This window comes from Uliginosibacterium sp. sgz301328, from assembly GCF_041807905.1.
Taxonomy (GTDB): domain Bacteria; phylum Pseudomonadota; class Gammaproteobacteria; order Burkholderiales; family Rhodocyclaceae; genus JBGVSA01.
Window position 1 is genome coordinate 25155 of sequence record NZ_JBGVSA010000014.1, and the last position, 17299, is coordinate 42453.

General features: G+C 64.8%; 19 protein-coding genes. 12 read left to right on the top strand and 7 right to left on the bottom strand.

Annotated features, from left to right (window positions below; all coding sequences use genetic code 11):
• Positions 1-10: 10 nt before the first annotated feature.
• Together ACDA63_RS12025 and hemE are read right to left on the bottom strand one after the other, a co-directional pair.
• Complete coding sequence (locus ACDA63_RS12025; protein WP_373663492.1) at positions 11-2185, bottom strand: primosomal protein N'; 2175 nt, start codon at positions 2183-2185, stop codon at positions 11-13.
• A 506-nt stretch (positions 2186-2691) separates the two neighbouring features.
• Positions 2692-3828 carry a uroporphyrinogen decarboxylase gene (gene hemE / locus ACDA63_RS12030; protein WP_373663493.1) on the bottom strand — a complete coding sequence of 379 codons (1137 nt, stop codon included), beginning with the start codon at positions 3826-3828 and terminating at the stop codon, positions 2692-2694.
• Positions 3829-3972: 144 nt separating this feature from the next.
• On the opposite strand from hemE, the gene ubiB reads away from it, so the two are divergent.
• Positions 3973-5508, top strand: coding sequence for a ubiquinone biosynthesis regulatory protein kinase UbiB (ubiB, locus tag ACDA63_RS12035; RefSeq protein ID WP_373663494.1), 1536 nt, complete (start codon positions 3973-3975; stop codon positions 5506-5508).
• 93 nt (positions 5509-5601) lie between these two features.
• Here the strand turns inward: ubiB and purU are convergent, their stop codons facing one another.
• From purU to ACDA63_RS12055, 4 genes are all read right to left on the bottom strand, one after another.
• Complete coding sequence (gene purU, locus ACDA63_RS12040) at positions 5602-6462, bottom strand: formyltetrahydrofolate deformylase (protein WP_373663495.1); 861 nt, start codon at positions 6460-6462, stop codon at positions 5602-5604.
• An 18-nt stretch (positions 6463-6480) separates the two neighbouring features.
• Complete coding sequence (locus ACDA63_RS12045) at positions 6481-6840, bottom strand: 5-carboxymethyl-2-hydroxymuconate Delta-isomerase (protein WP_373663496.1); 360 nt, start codon at positions 6838-6840, stop codon at positions 6481-6483.
• 11 nt (positions 6841-6851) lie between these two features.
• A complete protein-coding gene (thrH, locus tag ACDA63_RS12050; protein ID WP_373663497.1) occupies positions 6852-7466 on the bottom strand; it encodes a bifunctional phosphoserine phosphatase/homoserine phosphotransferase ThrH in 615 nt (204 codons plus the stop codon).
• 102 nt (positions 7467-7568) lie between these two features.
• On the bottom strand, positions 7569-8039 hold the full coding sequence (locus tag ACDA63_RS12055; RefSeq protein ID WP_373663498.1) for a hypothetical protein: 471 nt from the start codon (positions 8037-8039) through the stop codon (positions 7569-7571).
• A gap of 41 nt (positions 8040-8080) precedes the next feature.
• Between ACDA63_RS12055 and ACDA63_RS12060 the strand changes: the two genes are divergently transcribed.
• Positions 8081-8257, top strand: coding sequence for an oxidoreductase-like domain-containing protein (locus ACDA63_RS12060; RefSeq protein WP_373663499.1), 177 nt, complete (start codon positions 8081-8083; stop codon positions 8255-8257).
• Positions 8258-8299: 42 nt separating this feature from the next.
• Here ACDA63_RS12060 and ACDA63_RS12065 read toward each other — a convergent pair whose 3' ends face one another.
• Positions 8300-8866, bottom strand: coding sequence for a hypoxanthine-guanine phosphoribosyltransferase (locus ACDA63_RS12065; RefSeq protein ID WP_373663500.1), 567 nt, complete (start codon positions 8864-8866; stop codon positions 8300-8302).
• A 258-nt stretch (positions 8867-9124) separates the two neighbouring features.
• Here ACDA63_RS12065 and ACDA63_RS12070 point away from each other — a divergent pair, with 258 nt between their 5' ends.
• The 10 genes from ACDA63_RS12070 (at position 9125) to ACDA63_RS12115 (ending at position 17270) form a co-directional block, all read left to right on the top strand.
• On the top strand, positions 9125-9847 hold the full coding sequence (locus ACDA63_RS12070) for a beta-ketoacyl synthase chain length factor (RefSeq protein ID WP_373663501.1): 723 nt from the start codon (positions 9125-9127) through the stop codon (positions 9845-9847).
• Positions 9840-10733 carry a lysophospholipid acyltransferase family protein gene (locus tag ACDA63_RS12075; protein WP_373663502.1) on the top strand — a complete coding sequence of 298 codons (894 nt, stop codon included), beginning with the start codon at positions 9840-9842 and terminating at the stop codon, positions 10731-10733. The genes ACDA63_RS12070 and ACDA63_RS12075 overlap by 8 nt, the downstream gene beginning before the upstream one ends.
• Positions 10720-10980 (top strand): phosphopantetheine-binding protein, encoded by a 261-nt coding sequence (locus ACDA63_RS12080; RefSeq protein WP_373663503.1) that lies wholly within the window; start codon positions 10720-10722, stop codon positions 10978-10980. The genes ACDA63_RS12075 and ACDA63_RS12080 overlap by 14 nt, the downstream gene beginning before the upstream one ends.
• Before the next feature lie 22 nt (positions 10981-11002).
• Complete coding sequence (locus ACDA63_RS12085; RefSeq protein WP_373663504.1) at positions 11003-11248, top strand: acyl carrier protein; 246 nt, start codon at positions 11003-11005, stop codon at positions 11246-11248.
• Between the two features lie 102 nt (positions 11249-11350).
• Positions 11351-11890, top strand: a complete 540-nt coding sequence (locus ACDA63_RS12090) for a hypothetical protein (protein WP_373663505.1) — start codon at positions 11351-11353, stop codon at positions 11888-11890.
• Complete coding sequence (locus tag ACDA63_RS12095) at positions 11883-13589, top strand: AMP-binding protein (protein ID WP_373663506.1); 1707 nt, start codon at positions 11883-11885, stop codon at positions 13587-13589. Before ACDA63_RS12090 ends, ACDA63_RS12095 begins: the two co-directional genes overlap by 8 nt.
• Positions 13586-14356 (top strand): glycosyltransferase family 2 protein, encoded by a 771-nt coding sequence (locus tag ACDA63_RS12100; protein ID WP_373663507.1) that lies wholly within the window; start codon positions 13586-13588, stop codon positions 14354-14356. Before ACDA63_RS12095 ends, ACDA63_RS12100 begins: the two co-directional genes overlap by 4 nt.
• The gene (locus ACDA63_RS12105) at positions 14353-15321 is read left to right on the top strand and encodes a hypothetical protein (RefSeq protein ID WP_373663508.1); all 969 of its coding nucleotides are present in this window, start codon (positions 14353-14355) and stop codon (positions 15319-15321) included. Before ACDA63_RS12100 ends, ACDA63_RS12105 begins: the two co-directional genes overlap by 4 nt.
• Positions 15293-16855: a histidine ammonia-lyase gene (gene hutH, locus ACDA63_RS12110; protein WP_373663509.1), complete on the top strand. Its 1563-nt coding sequence runs from the start codon at positions 15293-15295 to the stop codon at positions 16853-16855. The genes ACDA63_RS12105 and hutH overlap by 29 nt, the downstream gene beginning before the upstream one ends.
• Positions 16842-17270: an acyl-CoA thioesterase gene (locus ACDA63_RS12115; protein WP_373663510.1), complete on the top strand. Its 429-nt coding sequence runs from the start codon at positions 16842-16844 to the stop codon at positions 17268-17270. The genes hutH and ACDA63_RS12115 overlap by 14 nt, the downstream gene beginning before the upstream one ends.
• The last annotated feature ends 29 nt before the right edge of the window (positions 17271-17299 follow it).

Sequence of the window (17299 nt, forward strand, 5' to 3'; positions counted from 1 at the left end):
CGCGGCAACATCACAGTTCGATGGGGTCTACATCCACGTGCCAGCGCAGGTCGCGGGGCGTGCGGGCGGCATAGAGCAACGGCATCCATCCGGCGAGCAGCGCATGCAATTGCGGGCGCGTATCGGCCTCGATCACCAGTTGTGCGCGCTCCAGGCGGGCACGGCGTACGAGCCGCATCGGCACCGGATCAAACAGACGCGCCATAGTGGCGAGCGATTCGGCATGCTGGCGCGCCTGCGCCAGAAAGGCCAGCGCCATCGCCAGTTCGGGCGCCTCGGCTCTCAGTACGGCGTGAAAACTGTAAGGGGGAAACCCCGCCTGCTGGCGCTCTTCGAGCTGCAGGGCAGCGAACCCCGCATAGTCCTGCCGCGCAAGGTGACGATAGAGCGCGTGGTCGGGGAACTCGGTCTGGATGAGCACTTCGCCCGGCAACTCGCCGCGCCCGCTGCGCCCTGCCACCTGCATGAGCTGCTGGAAAAGACGTTCCGGCGCGCGATAGTCGGCCGCGAACAACGAAGCATCCGCGCCCACCACGCCTACGAGTGTCAGGCGAGGAAAGTCGTGCCCCTTGGCCAGCATCTGCGTACCAACCAGTACGTCGACCTCGCCCCGCGCGATCTGGTTGCGGACGTCTTCCCACTGTGCGGGCGAACGCACGGCGTCGCGGTCCACGCGCAGGATGCGTGCCTGTGGAAAGTGCTCGCCCAATCGTTCTTCGATCCGCTGCGTTCCGCGCCCAAAGGCATGAATGTCCTGCGCACCGCATTGCGGGCAGGAGCGCGGCGCGCGGCGCTCCGAACCACAATGGTGGCAGCGCAGCAGGTTGTCCGCATGATGGAACACCATGTTGGCCGAGCAGTGGTCGCACGCACTCACCCAGCCGCACGCGCCGCAGCTCACCACGGGGGCATAGCCGCGGCGGTTGAGAAACACGAGACTCTGTTCGCCGGCCGCCAGACGGGATTCGATGGCCTGGAGCATCGGGCCCGACAGACCTTGATCGAGCCGCGCCCGACGCGTGTCGATGACGCGGATCGTCGGTGGGTTGGCGGCCACGGCCGGGCGTGGCATGGCAAGGCGCGTATAGCGTCCGGCCTGCGCGTGCAACCAGGTCTCCAGCGACGGTGTGGCCGACCCGAGCACGATGGGCACCGATTCGTTACGTGCTCGCCACACAGCCAGATCACGAGCGGAATAACGCAACCCGTCCTGTTGCTTGAAAGAGGCGTCGTGCTCCTCGTCGATGACGATCAGCCCGAGACGCGGCAGCGGCACGAACACTGACAAGCGCGTGCCGAGCACGATGTCCACGTCGCCGCGCAACGCCTCGATGAAGCCGCGGGAGCGCGCTCCGTCAGCCAACCCGCTGTGCAGCGCCAGCCATCGCGCGCCGGGGAAGCGTTCCGCCACGCGCTCCAGCAATTGCGGCGTAAGGCCGATTTCCGGCACCAGCATCAACGCTTGCCTGCCTTGCGCGAGGGCAGCCGCGATGAGTTGCAGATAGACCTCGGTCTTGCCGCTGCCGGTCACGCCATGCAACAGAAACGAAGCAAAGCCGCCAAGCGCGGCACTGACTGCGTTGACGGCGGCAGATTGGTCGGCATTGAGGGGCAGCGAACCAGCCGGCCGGATGTCGGAGGACGCCACGGCCACATCGACCCAACCGCGCTTGCGCGCTTCACGGATGGCCGCGCCCGCGGTATCACCCAGCGCGGCGAGCAACACTGCGCGGCGCAGCGGCCCGCGAGCTTCGAGTTCGCCCACGACGGCCAAGGCGCGCGTCTGGCGGTTCGCCGCGGCGCGGGCAGCCATACCATCCGCCGTGGCGGCGAGCAGAGGATCGTCTTCACGTGGCAAGCGCACGGCCCGTTTCAGACCCGGCGGGAGGGCGGTGGCAATGACTTCCCCCAACGGATGCTGGTAGTAGCGCGCGGCGAAATCGGTCAGCGCCAGCCAGGAATGCGGCATGGGCGGCACATCCGCCAGGACCTCACGAACTGTCCTCAGTTTGTCCACAGGAGGATGGTCCTGTGGGTCAACCCCCACGATCACTCCTGTCTTCTCGCCTGCCCCAAAGGGCACGCGCGCGCACTGTCCGATTACCGGCGGAATTTGACTTTCCGAAATGTAATCAAATAGTTGGGGCTTTGGTATCGGTAGGGCGATGCGGACGATGCGGGTCACGACGCACGTAAATTCACAGTTTTTGTATTTTATTCAATCAGTTGCGCGCGCTTTATGAAGTGTTTTACGCGCGAATGAGGGCAAACCATTGGTCCGTCGTCCATTCAGCCATTGTGCACGGAAGCCTGTGGATAAAATTGTGAGTAGTGAGCCGCCACAGTCGCTGCCTGAACACGCTTGCGCACGGCAAGCAATTCGTGATAGCACCCAGCACTCCTGGTATTTTCCTTAATTTTCAATAGCTTAAAGCGGGTCATCGAAACGTCTTATGTGTAACCAAGAACTGACTCACGAAAGAGTCGGACTTGTGCATAAGTAACAGGAGAATCGAACGACCCCAACCTGTTTCATGCAAATTGCATGCTCTGAAAAGCCTTGCCAGACCGGGCTTTACGGCATGGGAGGCTTTAAAAATGTGTCACAGTGTGTCGTCACATGCATACGTCCCCAAAAAAGCAGGGGACGTCCACCGTATTGCTACAAAAGAACGTGAACGCCCCTTGCTGTCATGACGGCAGCCAGAGCCCCACGCCAGAGTCACCCGCTTCATCTGTACCGTAATCGTGATCAGGCGGCATCACCTGAGCCAGCATGGTGCGACTGTATTCATGCACCGTATCCACCAGCACGCGCACGTTATCGTGCGGCGTGAACTGCGAAATGCCGTGCCCCAGGTTGAAGACGTGACCGTAGTGAGGGCCATAGGCATCGAGCACCCGACGCGCTTCGATGGCAACGTGATCGGGCGCCCCCATCAGCACACCCGGATCGAGGTTGCCCTGCAGGGCGACTTGATGCCCGACTCGCGCCCGGGCCACGCCGATGTCGGTCGTCCAGTCCAGTCCCACTGCGTCGCAACCGGTGGCCGCGATGTCCTCGATCCACTGCCCACCGCCCTTAGTGAACAGCACGATCGGCACGTCTTCGCCTTCGTACCGGCGCTCCAGACCATCGACGATCTGCTGCATGTAGCGCAGCGAAAACTCGCGGTAGGCATCTGGCGCCAGCACGCCGCCCCAGGTGTCGAAGATCATCAGCGCCTGTGCGCCGTGGGCGATCTGGGCGTTCAGATAGTCCGTGACGGTGCGGGCGTTGACGTCGAGGATGTGATGCAGCAGTTCGGGACGGCTGTACATCAGCGCCTTGACGTTGCGGAAGTCACTCGACGAGCCGCCTTCGATCATGTAACAGGCCAGCGTGAAGGGGCTGCCCGAGAACCCGATCAAGGGCACCGAGTCCTTGAGCGCACGGCGGATGGAAGCCACCGCGTCGAACACGTATTGCAGCGACTCCATCGGCGGCACGGCCAGCGCGCGAATGGCGTCGGCGTCGCGCAGCGGGCGTTCAAAACGCGGCCCTTCGCCTTCGACGAACGACAGGCCCAGCCCCATCGCGTCCGGCACGGTCAGGATGTCCGAAAACAGGATGGCAGCATCCAGCGCATAGCGCTCGAGTGGCTGGAGCGTCACTTCGGTGGCAAACGCAGATGACCGGCACAGATCCATGAAACTGCCGGCATGCGCGCGCGTGGCGCGGTACTCCGGCAGGTAGCGGCCGGCCTGGCGCATCAGCCAGACAGGGGTGTATTCGGTCGGCTGGCGCAGCAAGGCGCGCAGCAGCGTGTCGTTGCGCGGTCGGGACATGACGGCCAGCACCTCGAAGAAGACAAAAGAGCCGGCAATTGTACCGCGCCCACCCGCACGCCCGCCCGTCGCACGGAACCGGTCCGCGGGATCGCGCCCCTTTTCGGCTAACATCGCTCCTTTGCCTGTGGAAAGCGCTCGCCCGTGCGTCTGTTTCGCCTCGCCAAGATAGCCCGCGTCAGTCTTCGATTCGGCCTGGACCAGATGATCCTGGACCGCGCATCGACCACCCGGGTTGGCGAATGGTTGCGTCGACTGCTGCCCCGCCGCCATTTCGATGAGCCCCGCGCGGTGCGCCTGCGCCGCGCGCTGGAATCGCTCGGTCCCATCTTCGTCAAGTTCGGCCAGATGCTGTCGACCCGCCGCGATCTCCTGCCGGCCGACCTCGTCATCGAACTATCGCGCCTGCAGGACCGCGTGCCGCCTTTCGACAGCGCGCTGGCCGTCGAGCTCATCGAAGCCGAATTCGGCCAACCGGTCGACACCGTCTTTCACCGCTTCGAGCGCACGCCGGTGGCGTCGGCGTCGATCGCACAGGTGCACTTCGGCGAATTGCCGGATGGCACCGAAGTCGCCATCAAGGTCCTGCGACCGGGCATCGATCGCGTCATCGACAACGACGTGGCGCTGATGGAAGTGGCCGCGACGCTGATCGAAAAGCTGTGGGTGGAAGGCCGCCGCCTCAAGCCACGCGAAGTGGTGGCGGAATTCTCGCGCCACCTGCGCGATGAGCTGGACCTGATGCGCGAAGCCGGCAACTGCTCGCAGTTGCGCCGCAACTTCCGCGGGTCACCACTGCTGGCCGTGCCCGAGGTGTACTGGGACTACTGCTCGCCGTCGGTGATGGTGATGGAGCGCATGTACGGCACGCCCATCTCGCAGACCGAGACATTGCGCGCTCAAGGCGTCGACATGTCGGCGCTGTCGCGGGCCGGCGTGGAAATATTCTTCACGCAGGTATTCCGTGACGGCTTTTTCCACGCCGACATGCACCCGGGCAACATCTTCGTGAAGATCGAAGGCCCGATGCGCGGCCAGTACATCGCGCTCGACTTCGGCATCATGGGCACGCTCAACGAGCGCGACAAACAATACCTGGCGACCAATTTCCTGGCCTTCTTCCAGCGCGACTATCGCCGCGTGGCGCAGGCCCACGTGGACGCCGGCTGGGTGCCGGCCGACACCCGCGTCGATGACTTCGAAACCGCGATCCGCGCCGTGTGCGAGCCGATCTTCGATCGTCCGCTGCGCGACATCTCCTTCGGCAAAACGCTGCTGCGCCTGTTCCAGACGGCCCGTCGCTTCAACATGGAAGTGCAGCCGCAACTGGTCATGCTACAGAAGACCTTGCTCAACATCGAAGGGCTCGGACGCGAACTGGATCCGGACCTCGACCTGTGGAAGACCGCCAAGCCTTTCCTCGAACGCTGGATGAACGAGCAGGTCGGCTGGCGCGCGCTCATACGCCATGTCAAGGAAGAAGCACCCGGCTGGGCCGTGGTGCTGCCGCAGATGCCGCGCCTGGTGCATCGCGCACTGCTCAATGAATCGCGCGACCTGCTGCCGGAGCAGATTGCCGCGCTGGAACGACAGCAGCGGCGGCAGACGCGCGCCACCTGGACCCTCGCAGCGCTGGTGGTCATCGCGCTTGCCGTCCAGGCATACGTGCTCTGGTACTAGACGCCGCCGGGCGCAAAAAAGGCCGCGCAAGCGGCCTTTCTTTTCTGTGGATGGCAGCGGAGCACAGGCCGAAACAGCCCTGCCCGCCCCGTGTCAGCGGAAGACAACGGTCTTGTTGCCGTGGACCAGCACACGGTCTTCGAGGTGGAAACGCAGGCCACGCGCCAATACGGTTTTTTCGATGTCCTTGCCGTAGCGGACCATGTCTTCGGGCGAATCGGAGTGATCGACGCGGATCACGTCCTGCTCGATGATCGGCCCCTGATCGAGCTCTTCGGTCACGTAGTGGCATGTCGCACCGATCAGCTTCACGCCGCGCTGGTAAGCCTGGTGGTAAGGCTTGGCGCCGACGAAGCTGGGCAGGAAGCTGTGGTGGATGTTGAGGATGCGGCCCGGGTAGGCCGCGCACAGTTCCGGCGAGAGAATCTGCATGTAGCGCGCCAGCACCATGGTGTCGCCGCGCACGTCGTCGAAGATGCGCTTGACCTCGGCATACGCGCCGGCCTTGTTGTCGGGCGTCACCGGCACATGGTGGAACGGAATGCCGTGCCACTCGACGAATCCACGGAAGGTGTCGTGATTGGAAATCACGCACGGGATTTCGATGTCGAGTTCCTTGCTCTGCCAACGCGCCAGCAAGTCGTACAGGCAGTGCTCCTGCTTGCTGACCATCAGCACCACGCGCTTCTTCACCGCGCTGTCGTTGATCTTCCACTTCATCTCGAAGTCTTCGGCCAGCGGGCGGAAGCGGTCGCGAAATTCGGCCAGCAGGAACGGCAGCGAATCGGCCTTGACCTCGATCCGCATGAAGTATCGGTTGGCCTCGCGGTCGGCGTGAAGGTTGGTCTCGAGAATCCAGCCGCCCAGTTCGGCAATGAAGGAGGAGACGCGGGCCACGATGCCCACCCGATCGGGGCAGGAGGCGGTGAGGGTATAGAAGCGTTGCGAAGGCATGGCGATCAAGTCACAAAGTCAGACGACGACCTTGGTGTAAGTGTCGCGGCGCAGTTCGAGCACCTCGACGGTGATTTGGGTACTCACACCGGGCAGCGGACGATATTGCAGCCGCAAGGCATCGCGCAGGCGCTTGGCGATGGCCGCGCGCTGGGATTCGCTGCGGCCCGGCAGGATATGCAGGTGAGCGTGGATGAAGGCATGCCCCTCGTCGCGGTCGCCGACGCGGAAATCCGCCAGCGGGACGACGCGCGACTTGATGTTGTCCGGCTCGAATTCCCCGCTCTCGATCAGGCTGCGGTTGGCAGCCTTGAGCGCCTGCGCGGCGTCGAAGCCGGCGGTCAGGTTGGCGGTGTATTCAATGACCAGATGGGGCATGGTCTGGCTCGCTACTCGGCGATCCGCGCGGCGGCGCGATCGATTTCGGCGCGCAGGTCATCGTAGGTACGCACCACCGGATATTGCGGGAATTCGCGCACCACGTTTTCGGGCGGGTGCATCAGGATGCCAGCGTGGGCTTCGCCCAGCATGGCGGTGTCGTTGTACGAATCACCCGCGGCGATGACCTTGAAGTTCAGTGCCTTGAACGCCTTCACGGCAGCGCGCTTCTGGTCCGGCATGCGCAGGTGGTAATTCACCAGCATGCCGTTGGCGTCCGCCTCCAGGCGGTGGCAGAACAGCGTGGGCTGGCCCATCTGCGCCATCAAGGGCTTGGCGAATTCGTAGAACGTGTCGGACAGGATCACCACCTGGTAGTCCACGCGCAGCGCGTCCAGGAATTCCTTGCACCCTTCCATCGGCCCCATCTCGCCGATCACGGCCTGGATGTCCTTCAGGCCGAGCTTGTGACGGGCCAGGATGTCGAGGCGGTACTTCATCAGCTTGTCGTAGTCTGGCTCGTCACGCGTGGTGCGGCGCAGTTCGGGAATGCCGGTGCGTTCGGCGAAGGCGATCCAGATCTCGGGGACCAGCACACCTTCCATGTCGAGGCAGACGATTTGCACTTTCGGGAACCTTTGGCTTGTGGCGACTGAAAAATAGCCGCCGATTGTACAACGCTGGGGCCCGCGCCCGTTGCGTTGCGCCAGAGTCGCCACCCGGCCACCCTAGCAGCCGCAGCGCCCCACGACCTCGGTGCTCTGCTGGGCGCCCCCTTCGTATTGCACCAGCAAGCGGGCCTTGTACACCGTTGCGCAGGACGACTGCTTCGACCGGCAGGCGTCCACGACGGTCCCGATGGCCTGGACTTGCCACTGCGGCGTCGCAAAGTACAGCACCATGCGGTCGCCGTACTGGGCCGGGTTGCGCTCGGCGGGGTAATAGCGGGCGTTGTGCAGGCCGACGTAATAGATCCTGTTGCCGTCGCGCATGGTCGCCTGCCGGTTGCCGACCTGCGACCAATGCAGCAACAGAGGCGCATCGCGCGCTTCGGAGGCATAGAACCCGCAACCGCAGCCCGGCACGATGTCCGACGGCTTCAGCGGCTGGAGCGCCGCTCCCGCAGGGACGGCAAGAAGGCATGCCGACAGGCTGGCAACGGCCCGGCGACCCATTTTGACGATAAGGCAAGCTGACATGGCTTAACATTATCGGCATGACGCCGGAAATATCGACTGCCTTGAAGTCCACCGAAGACGACCCGATGCCCCAGCCTCCACGCGAGCCGGATGTGTTCGATTGCTGCGGCAACGAGTGCGGCGAGGCCTGTGTCTGGACGATCTACCAGGCGCTCAAGGAGAAATACCAGGCCGATCTCGAAGCCTGGCAGATCAGGCAACTGCTCAAGGACGACTGAAAACGAATGAGCCGGCAATTGCCGGCTCAATGTACGTTCAGCCTAGTGATCCTTGAGTGCGTAGATGCCCGGCGCGTTGCGCCAGTAGCCCTTGTAGTCCATGCCGCAGCCAAACAGGTAACGATCGGGCGCCTCGATGCCGTAAAAATCGGGGCGCAGGCCAGGCTGGGCCTTGCGGTCGTGCCGCTTGTCGACCAGTGCCGCGCACATGACTTCCTTGGCGCCTTCGCTGCGCAGGTGTTCCATGACGGCCACCAGCGTATAGCCCTCATCGAGGATGTCGTCGAGCACCAGCACGCTGCGGCCGCGCAGGTCCTGCGTGGGGCGCACGCGCCAGTCCAGCAGCGAGGTGCCGTTCAGCGTCTGCCCGTATCGCGTGGCGTGCAGGTATGAGCATTCGAGGGGAAAGTGAAGCCGGGGCAGCAGTTGCCCGGCAAAAACGAGACCGCCGTTCATGACGGTGAATACGAGGGGGTTCGAGTCCTTGAGCCGCGCGGTGATGGCCACGGCCATGTCGTCCATCGCCTTCTGCACGCCCGCCGCATCGACGATACAGTCGGCTTCGGCCATGGCGCGCTGGACTTCGGACATGTCTGTACGGTTGGGCATTTCCGGTTCCTGCAATGCAATCCGCGATTGTAGCCATCAATGCGAGCGACGGAATGGATTGGCGGCAAAGACAAGGACGGAGATCATGGGCAACCTGCCCGAAAACAACGCAGCCGTCTGAGGAAATATTCTGATGGTTGCAACCCGCCCGGCTGTTAAAATTATGGGTTTTGCGAAACTGGCGGCGGGTACAAAACGCCCCGGAATCAGGGCAAAGTCGCAACGTAGATCGCACCGTCGACACAAAAGTTCAAGATCGTGGGCATTTCTTTCAACATCGATGCCTGGGCCGCATGGGCGCCAGGGCTTGATTCGCGGGAAGCGTGGCGCGCCTGGGCCGCTGCGCCGAGCCTGCCGTCAGGCGATGTCACGCCCGCGCTCGCCGAGATGCCCGCCATGGCCCGCAGGCGGGTCGAACGCCTCGGGCGCATCGCCTTGCAGGCGGCCTATGGCGTGATCGACGACACCCGCCACCCGCTGGTGTTTGCCTCGCGCCACGGGGATGTCGGCCGTTCCACCGCCATGCTGCGGGATCTGGCCACGACCGGCGGCGTGTCGCCCACCTCATTCAGCCTGTCGGTTCACAACGCCATCGGTGCGCTGTTCTCCATCGTGCGCGGCGACACCTCGCGCCTGTCGGCCGTCTCGGCGGGCGTCGACACCGCCGAGGCCGCGCTGATCGAAGCCTGTGGCCTGCTCGATGAAGGGGCGGAGAAAGTCGTCGTGGTGATGTACGACGAAATCCCGCCGCCCGTGCACGCCGATTACCTCGACGAACCCGCCGCACCGTACGCCTGGGCGTTGCGCATAAGGTCCGGCGACGCGATCTCGCTGGATTGCGAGTCCCTCGACGCATCCACGCCGGAGGCCATGGACTTCCTGCCGCGCGGACTGCAGACCTGGCAATTCCTGGCAGGTGACCGCCCGTCGCTGCGCCTGCGCTCCGCGCAACACGACTGGAGCTGGCGCCGCCATGGCTGAAATGTCACTCGCGACCGACCAGCCCGACTCACTCGGCACACGCCTCTTCCGTTGCTGGCGCGTGCTGGCCACGGGCATCTGTTTTGCCTCGTTCGGTCTCGGGGGACTGCTGCTCTGGCTGGTCGTGTTCCCGATCCTGAATCTGGTCGTGCGCAATCGCGCGCGCCGCGCCAGAATCGCCCGCGACATCATCCGCCTGACCTGGCGCATGTTCATCGGGCAGATGCACGTTCTGGGCATCTACACCTACGAATTCATCGGCGAAGAAAAACTCCGCCGCAACGGTCAGTTGATCCTTGCCAATCACCCATCGTTGATCGATGTGGTGTTCCTCGTGTCGCACGTCCGCAATGCCGACTGCGTGGTCAAGGGTCCGCTGGCCCGCAACCCGTTCACGCGCGGTCCCGTGCGCGCGGCCGACTTCATCTGCAACGACTCGGGCGAGGGCCTGATCGACGACTGCATCGCCTCGCTGCGTCGCGGCCACAACCTGATCATTTTTCCGGAAGGCACGCGCACGCGGCCGGGCGAGCCGATGCAGTTGCAGCGCGGCGCCGCCAACATCGCCGTGCGAGGCCGGCGGACCATGACGCCGATCGTCATCCAGTGCGACCAGCCGATGCTGTTCAAAGGACAGAAGTGGTGGCGCGTGCCGCGCCGCAGACCGCATTACGTCTTCCGCGTGGAAGACGACATCGCCGTCGAGGACATCACAGACGTGTCCGCCGGCGAAGCGCGCGCCGCGCGCGTGGTGACCGACTACCTGCGTGACTACTTCACGACGCGCGCAGGGGCCGCCGCGGCCGCACTGTCGGCGCTGGCTTTGTCGCTGGCGCTGGCATCCTCCCCATCCATTACGGAGTTCGCACGCCATGCAGGCGCTTGAAGACGAAATCAAACAACTCATCATCGATGCCCTGGCGCTGGAGGATATTTCCATCGCCGACATCGACGCCACCGCACCGCTGTTCGGCGAAGGACTGGGGCTCGACTCCATCGACGCCCTCGAACTGGGCCTGGCGCTACAAAAGAAATACGGCGTACATCTGTCGTCGGACTCGCAGGAAACACGCGCGCACTTCGCGAGCGTGCGCAAGCTGGCCGAGTTCGTGGCGGGGGCGCGCACGCAATAGCAGCAATACGGAAGAGAAGAGCATGACCAAGGAAGAGCTGTACCAGCGCATTGTCTCGATCCTGAACGAGACCTTCGACATCGCGCCGGAGAAGATCACACCGCAGGCCGAACTCAATGCCGACCTGGACATCGACAGCATCGACGCCGTCGATCTGATGGTCCAGATGAAGCAACTGACCGGCAAGCGTCTGCAGCCGGAGACATTCAAGTCGGTGCGCACGGTGCAGGACGTCGTCGACGCCCTGCACGCCGCCGTCCAGGGTTAAGGTCGCACAGTGAGCACGAGCAGGCCCATCGTCGCCGGCATTGCGCGCGCAATGCCGCCATTTGCACCGGAGCTCCGCACGCAAGCGGCGCGCGGCTGAGGCATGCGCGCGGTCCTGCTCGGCGTCCTCACGGTCGCCTACCCGTTCATCGTCTACGCAGGCCTGGGCCGCGTTGCGCCCGGATGGCTGGCATTGTTGCCGCTGGGACTGGGCCTGTTGCGCCTTGCCAGCGGGCGGCGCGATGCGCTCACCTGGGCGGCGCTGGGCTGCGCAGTCGCCGTCGCGGTGCCGGCACTCATCGCCAACAGCGCCATGCCGCTCAAGCTCTATCCGGTCACGGTCAGCCTCGTCATGCTCGCCATCTTCGGCGTCAGCCTTGTGCGCCCGCCCACCATCGTCGAGCGCATCGCGCGGCTGCGCGAACCCGACCTCGACGCGGCCGGCGTGCGTTACACGCGGCGCGTCACGCAGGTGTGGTGCGGCTTCTTCATCCTCAACGCCGGCATTTCGGCGGCCACCGCGCTGGTCGGCTCCGATCGCGTCTGGGCGCTCTACAACGGCTTGCTGTCGTACATCGCCATGGGCGTTCTGTTCGCCGGCGAATGGTGCGTGCGCCGACACGTCCGGAGGCACCATGGCTGAAGTCAGCCTCACCGCGCTACTGGTGCGCACCGATGACAACGTCATCGGGATACGCGACAACCAGCCTGTTCGACGCTCGGCGTTCCACGCGGCCATCAACGGCTGGCAACACACGCTGGCGGCATTGCCGCAGCAACGCCTGGCCTTGTTCGAGACCGACACGCTCGGCTTCGCGGCCGCGTTGTTGGGCGGCTGGGCCGCGGGCAAGACGCTGGTCCTGCCGGGCGACGCCCTGCCCGGCACCATCGAGTCCTTGCGCAATCACGTCGAAGGCTTCATCGGTGCCTTTCCGGGTCAGCTTCTGACGACGACACCGGCCCCCATCGAGCCCACGACGTCACTGCCAACGCTCGATGGTGACGACACGCGCCTCGAAGTCTTCACCTCGGGTTCCAGCGGCTCGCCAGTCGCCATCACAAAGAAACTCACGCAGCTCGATTCGGAAATCGCGACCCTGGGCGCGCTGTTCGGCACGCAACTCAATGGCTGCGTCATACGGGGCACGGTATCGCATCAGCATATCTACGGACTGCTGTTCCGCGTGTTGCTGCCACTGTCACAAGGCATTCCGCTCGACGCGCACGCCTTGCTCTATCCGGAAGACATCATCGCGGCGGCCGCGCATGGCCCGTTCGCGCTCATCGCCAGCCCTGCGCATCTGGCCCGCTTGCCCGATACGTTGCCATGGGCCGACGCCAGCGACTCCATCCGCATGGTGTTCTCGTCGGGTGGACCGCTCGCCCCCGAAGCGGCGGCGCATGCGGGCCAACTGCTCGGGCGCTATCCCGTCGAGGTCTACGGAAGCTCCGAGACCGGCGGCATTGCCACGCGCTCGCGCGATCGGGACGGCGACCTGTGGAGCCCGATGCCCGGGATCTCGCTATCCACGGACGATGCGAGCCGCCTGTTGGTGCGCTCCACACATCTGCCGGACGACTCGCCCTTTATCTGCGCCGACCGCGCGCTGCTGCACGACGACGGCCGCTTCGCCCTGCTCGGCCGCGTCGACCGTATCGTCAAGGTCGAAGAAAAACGCGTCTCGCTCGACGCCATCGAGACACATCTGCTCGCCATGGATGAAGTCGATACGGTGCGCGCCCTGATCACGGAACACGGAAGCCGCCGCCTGATCGCAGCCGTCGTGGTGCTGTCACCGCGCGGACGCCAGCGTCTTGCAACCGAAGGCAAGCGCGTGCTCAACGCGGCACTCAAGGCTCATCTGGCACAGCACGTCGAACCTGTCGCGTTGCCGCGCCGCTGGCGCTACGTAGACGCGCTGCCGATCAACAACCAGGGCAAGACCACGCAGGCCGCACTGGCCGCGCTGTTCGACCTGGCCGACCGCCCGACCCTGCCGCTGTCGACGCTGATGGCGCGCGAAGCCGCGCAAGTCACCCTGCATTGGGAAATCCCCGAAGACCTCTATTACTTCGAGGGCCACTTCCCGGGCTCGCCTGTGCTGGCAGGCGTCGTACAACTCGACTGGGTGGTGCGCTTCTCGCGCGAGCACTTCGCATTGCCGCCCGCATTCCAGCGGGTCGAAGCGCTCAAGTTCCAGCGCGTCATCCAGCCGGCCGCGCGGCTGAAAGTCGAACTCGTCCACAAGCCGGACGCCGGCACGGTGGCTTTCCGCATCGCTTCGCAAGACGGCTCGATCGTCTTCTCGAGTGGCCGTGTCAATTTCGGGGAAGCGGCATGAACATGCGCGACACGCAACCCAACATCGTCGCCGTGATCCCCGTCTACAACCACGAAAAAGCGGTGAGCGGGGTCGTGGATGGGATTCTCGCCGCCGGCCTGCCCTGCATCCTGGTCGATGACGGCAGTCGCGCGCTGTGTGCGCACGCGCTCGACGAACTGGCCTCGCGCCATGCCTCGCAAGTGCGGCTGGTGCGCCTGACCGAAAACCAGGGCAAGGGCGGCGCCGTGATGGCCGGCCTGCGCGAGGCGTCCCGGCTCGGCTACACCCACGCTCTGCAGATCGACGCCGACGGCCAGCACGACACCGGGGACATTCCGCGCTTCGTCGCAGACAGCGTCGCCCATCCGGACGCCGTCATCTGCGGCTGCCCCCTGTATGACGACAGCGTTCCCAAGGGCCGTTACTACGGTCGCTATGCGACACATGTGTGGGTGTGGATCAACACGCTGTCACTGGATATCCGCGACTCCATGTGCGGCTTCCGCATCTATCCGCTGGCCACCACCATGGCGCTGATCGATTCGACCACGCTCGGCTCACGCATGGATTTCGACGTCGAAATCATGGTGCGCCTCTATTGGCGCGGCCTGGACGTGGTCAACGTGCCCACGCGCGTGCATTACCCTGCCGACGGCGTATCGCACTTCCGCGCGTGGGCAGACAACGTGCTGATCTCGCGCATGCATGCGGGGCTGTTCTTCGGCATGCTGCCGCGCGCGCCGGGCCTGCTGTGGCGCAAGTTGCGCAGACGGAGCCGCACATGAGCCGCACGGCTTCCAGCGGCCACTGGGCCGACGACCGCGAAGCGGGCTCCGCGCTCGGCATACGCATCCTGCTGTGGGTGCACCGCTGGTTCGGACGCGTACCGTTCCGCATCGCGGTCTATCCCGTCATCACGTATTTTTTCTGCGTGCGCCGCAATGCGCGCGAAGCATCCCTGCAGTACCTGGAGCGGCTGCATGCCAGCACCGGCGTGCTGCCGCGCCAGCCCGACCTGCGCATGAGTCTTGCGCACTTCCTGTCGTTTGCCGAGACGATTCTCGACAAGCTGCTGGCCATGAGCGGCAAGCTCGACGCACGCGTCGACATCCACGGCCGCGATGAGCTCTACCGCCTTGTCTCGTCCCATCGCGGCGCGATCGTCATCGCCTCGCACCTGGGCAACCTCGAACTCTGTCGCGCCCTGGGCGAACTGACCGATCGCGTGCCGCTGACGATCCTCGTACACATTGCGCACTCCGAGAAGTTCAACCGCGTGCTGTCGAGCGTCACGGGCGAGTCGCGCGTGTCCTTGCTGCCGGTGTCGGAAATCGGCCCCGGCACGGTGGCCGATCTGGGCGAACGCATCGCGCGAGGCGAACTCATCGTCATCGCGGGTGATCGCATTCCCGTCGCCGCACAGCCCCGTGTCACGATGGCACGGTTTCTCGGGCACGAGGCGCCGTTCCCGATCGGCCCCTACGTCGTCGCCAGCCTTCTGCAATGCGAGACGTACTTGATGTTCTGCACACGCCGCGAGCGCGGCGTCTATCGCGTCGACTTCGAACCCTTCCGCCAGCGCACCGAGTTGCCGCGCCGGCAGCGCGACGACGCGCTCCGCGAACTCGCCCAGGATTACGCCAACCGGCTGGCTTCGCACTGCGCCGATGCCCCGCTGCAATGGTTCAACTTCTACCCATTCTGGAATCTTTCCAACAGTCATGAGCAACACCAACCTGACGCACGCTGAAGGCGCCGTGATCGAATTCGACGGCGCGCCGCTGCGCATCGAAGACGTCGCCGCCATCGCCCATGGTCGCAAACGCGCACGGCTGTCGCGGGCGCAGGCCTTTGTGGCGCGCATCGAAAAGGGGGCCGCCTTCATTGACCGGCTGCTGGCGGAAGACGGCGTCATCTACGGTGTGACGACCGGCTACGGCGACTCGGTGACGACCACCATTCCGCCGCAATTGGTCGCGCAACTGCCGCATCATCTCTACACGTACCACGGCATCGGCGCGGGCGAGATGTTGTCACCGGTGCTGGCGCGCGCGGTGCTCGTCACGCGGCTGGTGTCGCTGGCGCGCGGCTTTTCGGGCGTGAGCTACGGTTTGCTGGCGCAGCTTGCGGCCTTCATCGAACACGACATCCTGCCGATCATCCCGTCCGAAGGTTCGGTCGGCGCGAGCGGCGATCTCACGCCCCTGTCGTACGTTGCCGCCACGCTGTGTGGCGAGCGCGAGGTCTGGTACAAGGGCGAACGCATGGCGGCGGCCGAAGCGCTCCAGCGCGCCGGACTCACGCCGTTGCGACTGCGCCCCAAAGAGGGGCTCGCGATCATGAACGGCACGGCGGTAATGACCGCCATCGCCTGTCTCGCCTACGAACGCGCGCAGTACCTCGGGCAACTGGCCTGTCGCGTGACGGCCATGGCGTCGTACACGCTCGACGGGAATGCACATCACTTTGACGAGACGCTGTTCTCCGTCAAGCCGCACCCGGGCCTCAACGCGATCGCCGCGCGCATTCGCAGCGATCTGGCCAGTGATGTGGCGGCCCGCAACGAACGCCGCCTGCAGGACCGCTACTCGATTCGCTGCGCGCCGCATGTCATCGGCGTGATGGAAGACACCCTGCCCTGGCTGCGCCAGCTCATCGAAAACGAGCTCAACAGCGCCAACGACAACCCGATCATCGACGCCGAAGCCGAACGCGTACTGCATGGCGGCCACTTCTACGGCGGCCACATCGCCATGGCGATGGATACGCTCAAGAACGCCGTCGCCAACCTCGCCGATCTGCTCGATCGCCAGCTCGCACTGATGGTCGACACCCGCTACAACCATGGGCTGCCTGCGAACCTGTCGGCCTCGTCGGGCGAACGCGCACCGATCAACCACGGTCTCAAGGCGCTGCAGATCAGCGTGTCGGCGTGGACCGCCGAAGCGCTCAAGCTGACCATGCCGGCCTCGGTGTTCTCGCGCTCCACCGAATGCCACAACCAGGACAAGGTCAGCATGGGCACCATCGCCGCGCGCGACTGCCTGCGCGTGCTGCAATTGACCGAGCAGGTGGCTGCCGGATTGCTCATCGCCTGCCGTCAAGGCGTCGCGCTTCGCGAGCGTAGCGGCGCGCATCCGCTGCCCGCGCCGCTGGCACCGATGCTGGCCGCGCTCGGCGAGGTCGTTGCACTCGTCGAAGAGGACCGCGCACTCGATGGCGAACTGCGCCAGCTCGTCGAGCGTATCCAATCCCGCGCATGGACCCTGTATGACCAAGCCTGAACTCGCGATCGAAATCGACATCACGCCGGCCTTCCACGACGTGGACGCCATGAAGGTGGTGTGGCACGGCAATTACGTGCGCTACATGGAAGTCGCCCGCTGTGCGCTGCTGCAACGGCTTGGCTACGACTATCCGCAGATGGACGAATCCGGCTACCTGTGGCCGGTGGTCGACATGCGCGTGAAGTACGTGCGCCCGCTGCGCTACGGCCAGCGGATCCGCGTACGTTGCGAAATCGTCGAGTGGGAAAACCGCCTGCGCACCGAATACACCTTCAGTGACGCGCAGACGGGTGAGCGCCTCACGCGCGGCACCATCGTGCAGGTCGCGGTCGATGCCACGACCAACGAAATGCTGTTCGTCTGCCCGCCTGTGCTGTGGGAGCGGCTGGGCGTCACCGTCGAAGGCCATTGAGCGGCGCGTTTCACTCATCGGATCGGAGA

Bases quoted from the DNA above. Each gene is read 5' to 3' on its own strand.
- hemE (WP_373663493.1), bottom strand. From the start codon at position 3,828: ATGTCCCGACCGCGCAACGACACGCTGCTGCGCGCCTTGCTGCGCCAG.
- purU (WP_373663495.1), bottom strand. From the start codon at position 6,462: ATGCCTTCGCAACGCTTCTATACCCTCACCGCCTCCTGCCCCGATCGG.
- ACDA63_RS12045 (WP_373663496.1), bottom strand. From the start codon at position 6,840: ATGCCCCATCTGGTCATTGAATACACCGCCAACCTGACCGCCGGCTTC.
- ACDA63_RS12055 (WP_373663498.1), bottom strand. From the start codon at position 8,039: ATGTCAGCTTGCCTTATCGTCAAAATGGGTCGCCGGGCCGTTGCCAGC.
- ACDA63_RS12065 (WP_373663500.1), bottom strand. From the start codon at position 8,866: ATGCCCAACCGTACAGACATGTCCGAAGTCCAGCGCGCCATGGCCGAA.
- ACDA63_RS12075 (WP_373663502.1), top strand. From the start codon at position 9,840: ATGGCTGAAATGTCACTCGCGACCGACCAGCCCGACTCACTCGGCACA.
- ACDA63_RS12080 (WP_373663503.1), top strand. From the start codon at position 10,720: ATGCAGGCGCTTGAAGACGAAATCAAACAACTCATCATCGATGCCCTG.
- ACDA63_RS12085 (WP_373663504.1), top strand. From the start codon at position 11,003: ATGACCAAGGAAGAGCTGTACCAGCGCATTGTCTCGATCCTGAACGAG.
- ACDA63_RS12090 (WP_373663505.1), top strand. From the start codon at position 11,351: ATGCGCGCGGTCCTGCTCGGCGTCCTCACGGTCGCCTACCCGTTCATC.
- ACDA63_RS12095 (WP_373663506.1), top strand. From the start codon at position 11,883: ATGGCTGAAGTCAGCCTCACCGCGCTACTGGTGCGCACCGATGACAAC.
- ACDA63_RS12100 (WP_373663507.1), top strand. From the start codon at position 13,586: ATGAACATGCGCGACACGCAACCCAACATCGTCGCCGTGATCCCCGTC.
- ACDA63_RS12105 (WP_373663508.1), top strand. From the start codon at position 14,353: ATGAGCCGCACGGCTTCCAGCGGCCACTGGGCCGACGACCGCGAAGCG.
- hutH (WP_373663509.1), top strand. From the start codon at position 15,293: ATGAGCAACACCAACCTGACGCACGCTGAAGGCGCCGTGATCGAATTC.
- ACDA63_RS12115 (WP_373663510.1), top strand. From the start codon at position 16,842: ATGACCAAGCCTGAACTCGCGATCGAAATCGACATCACGCCGGCCTTC.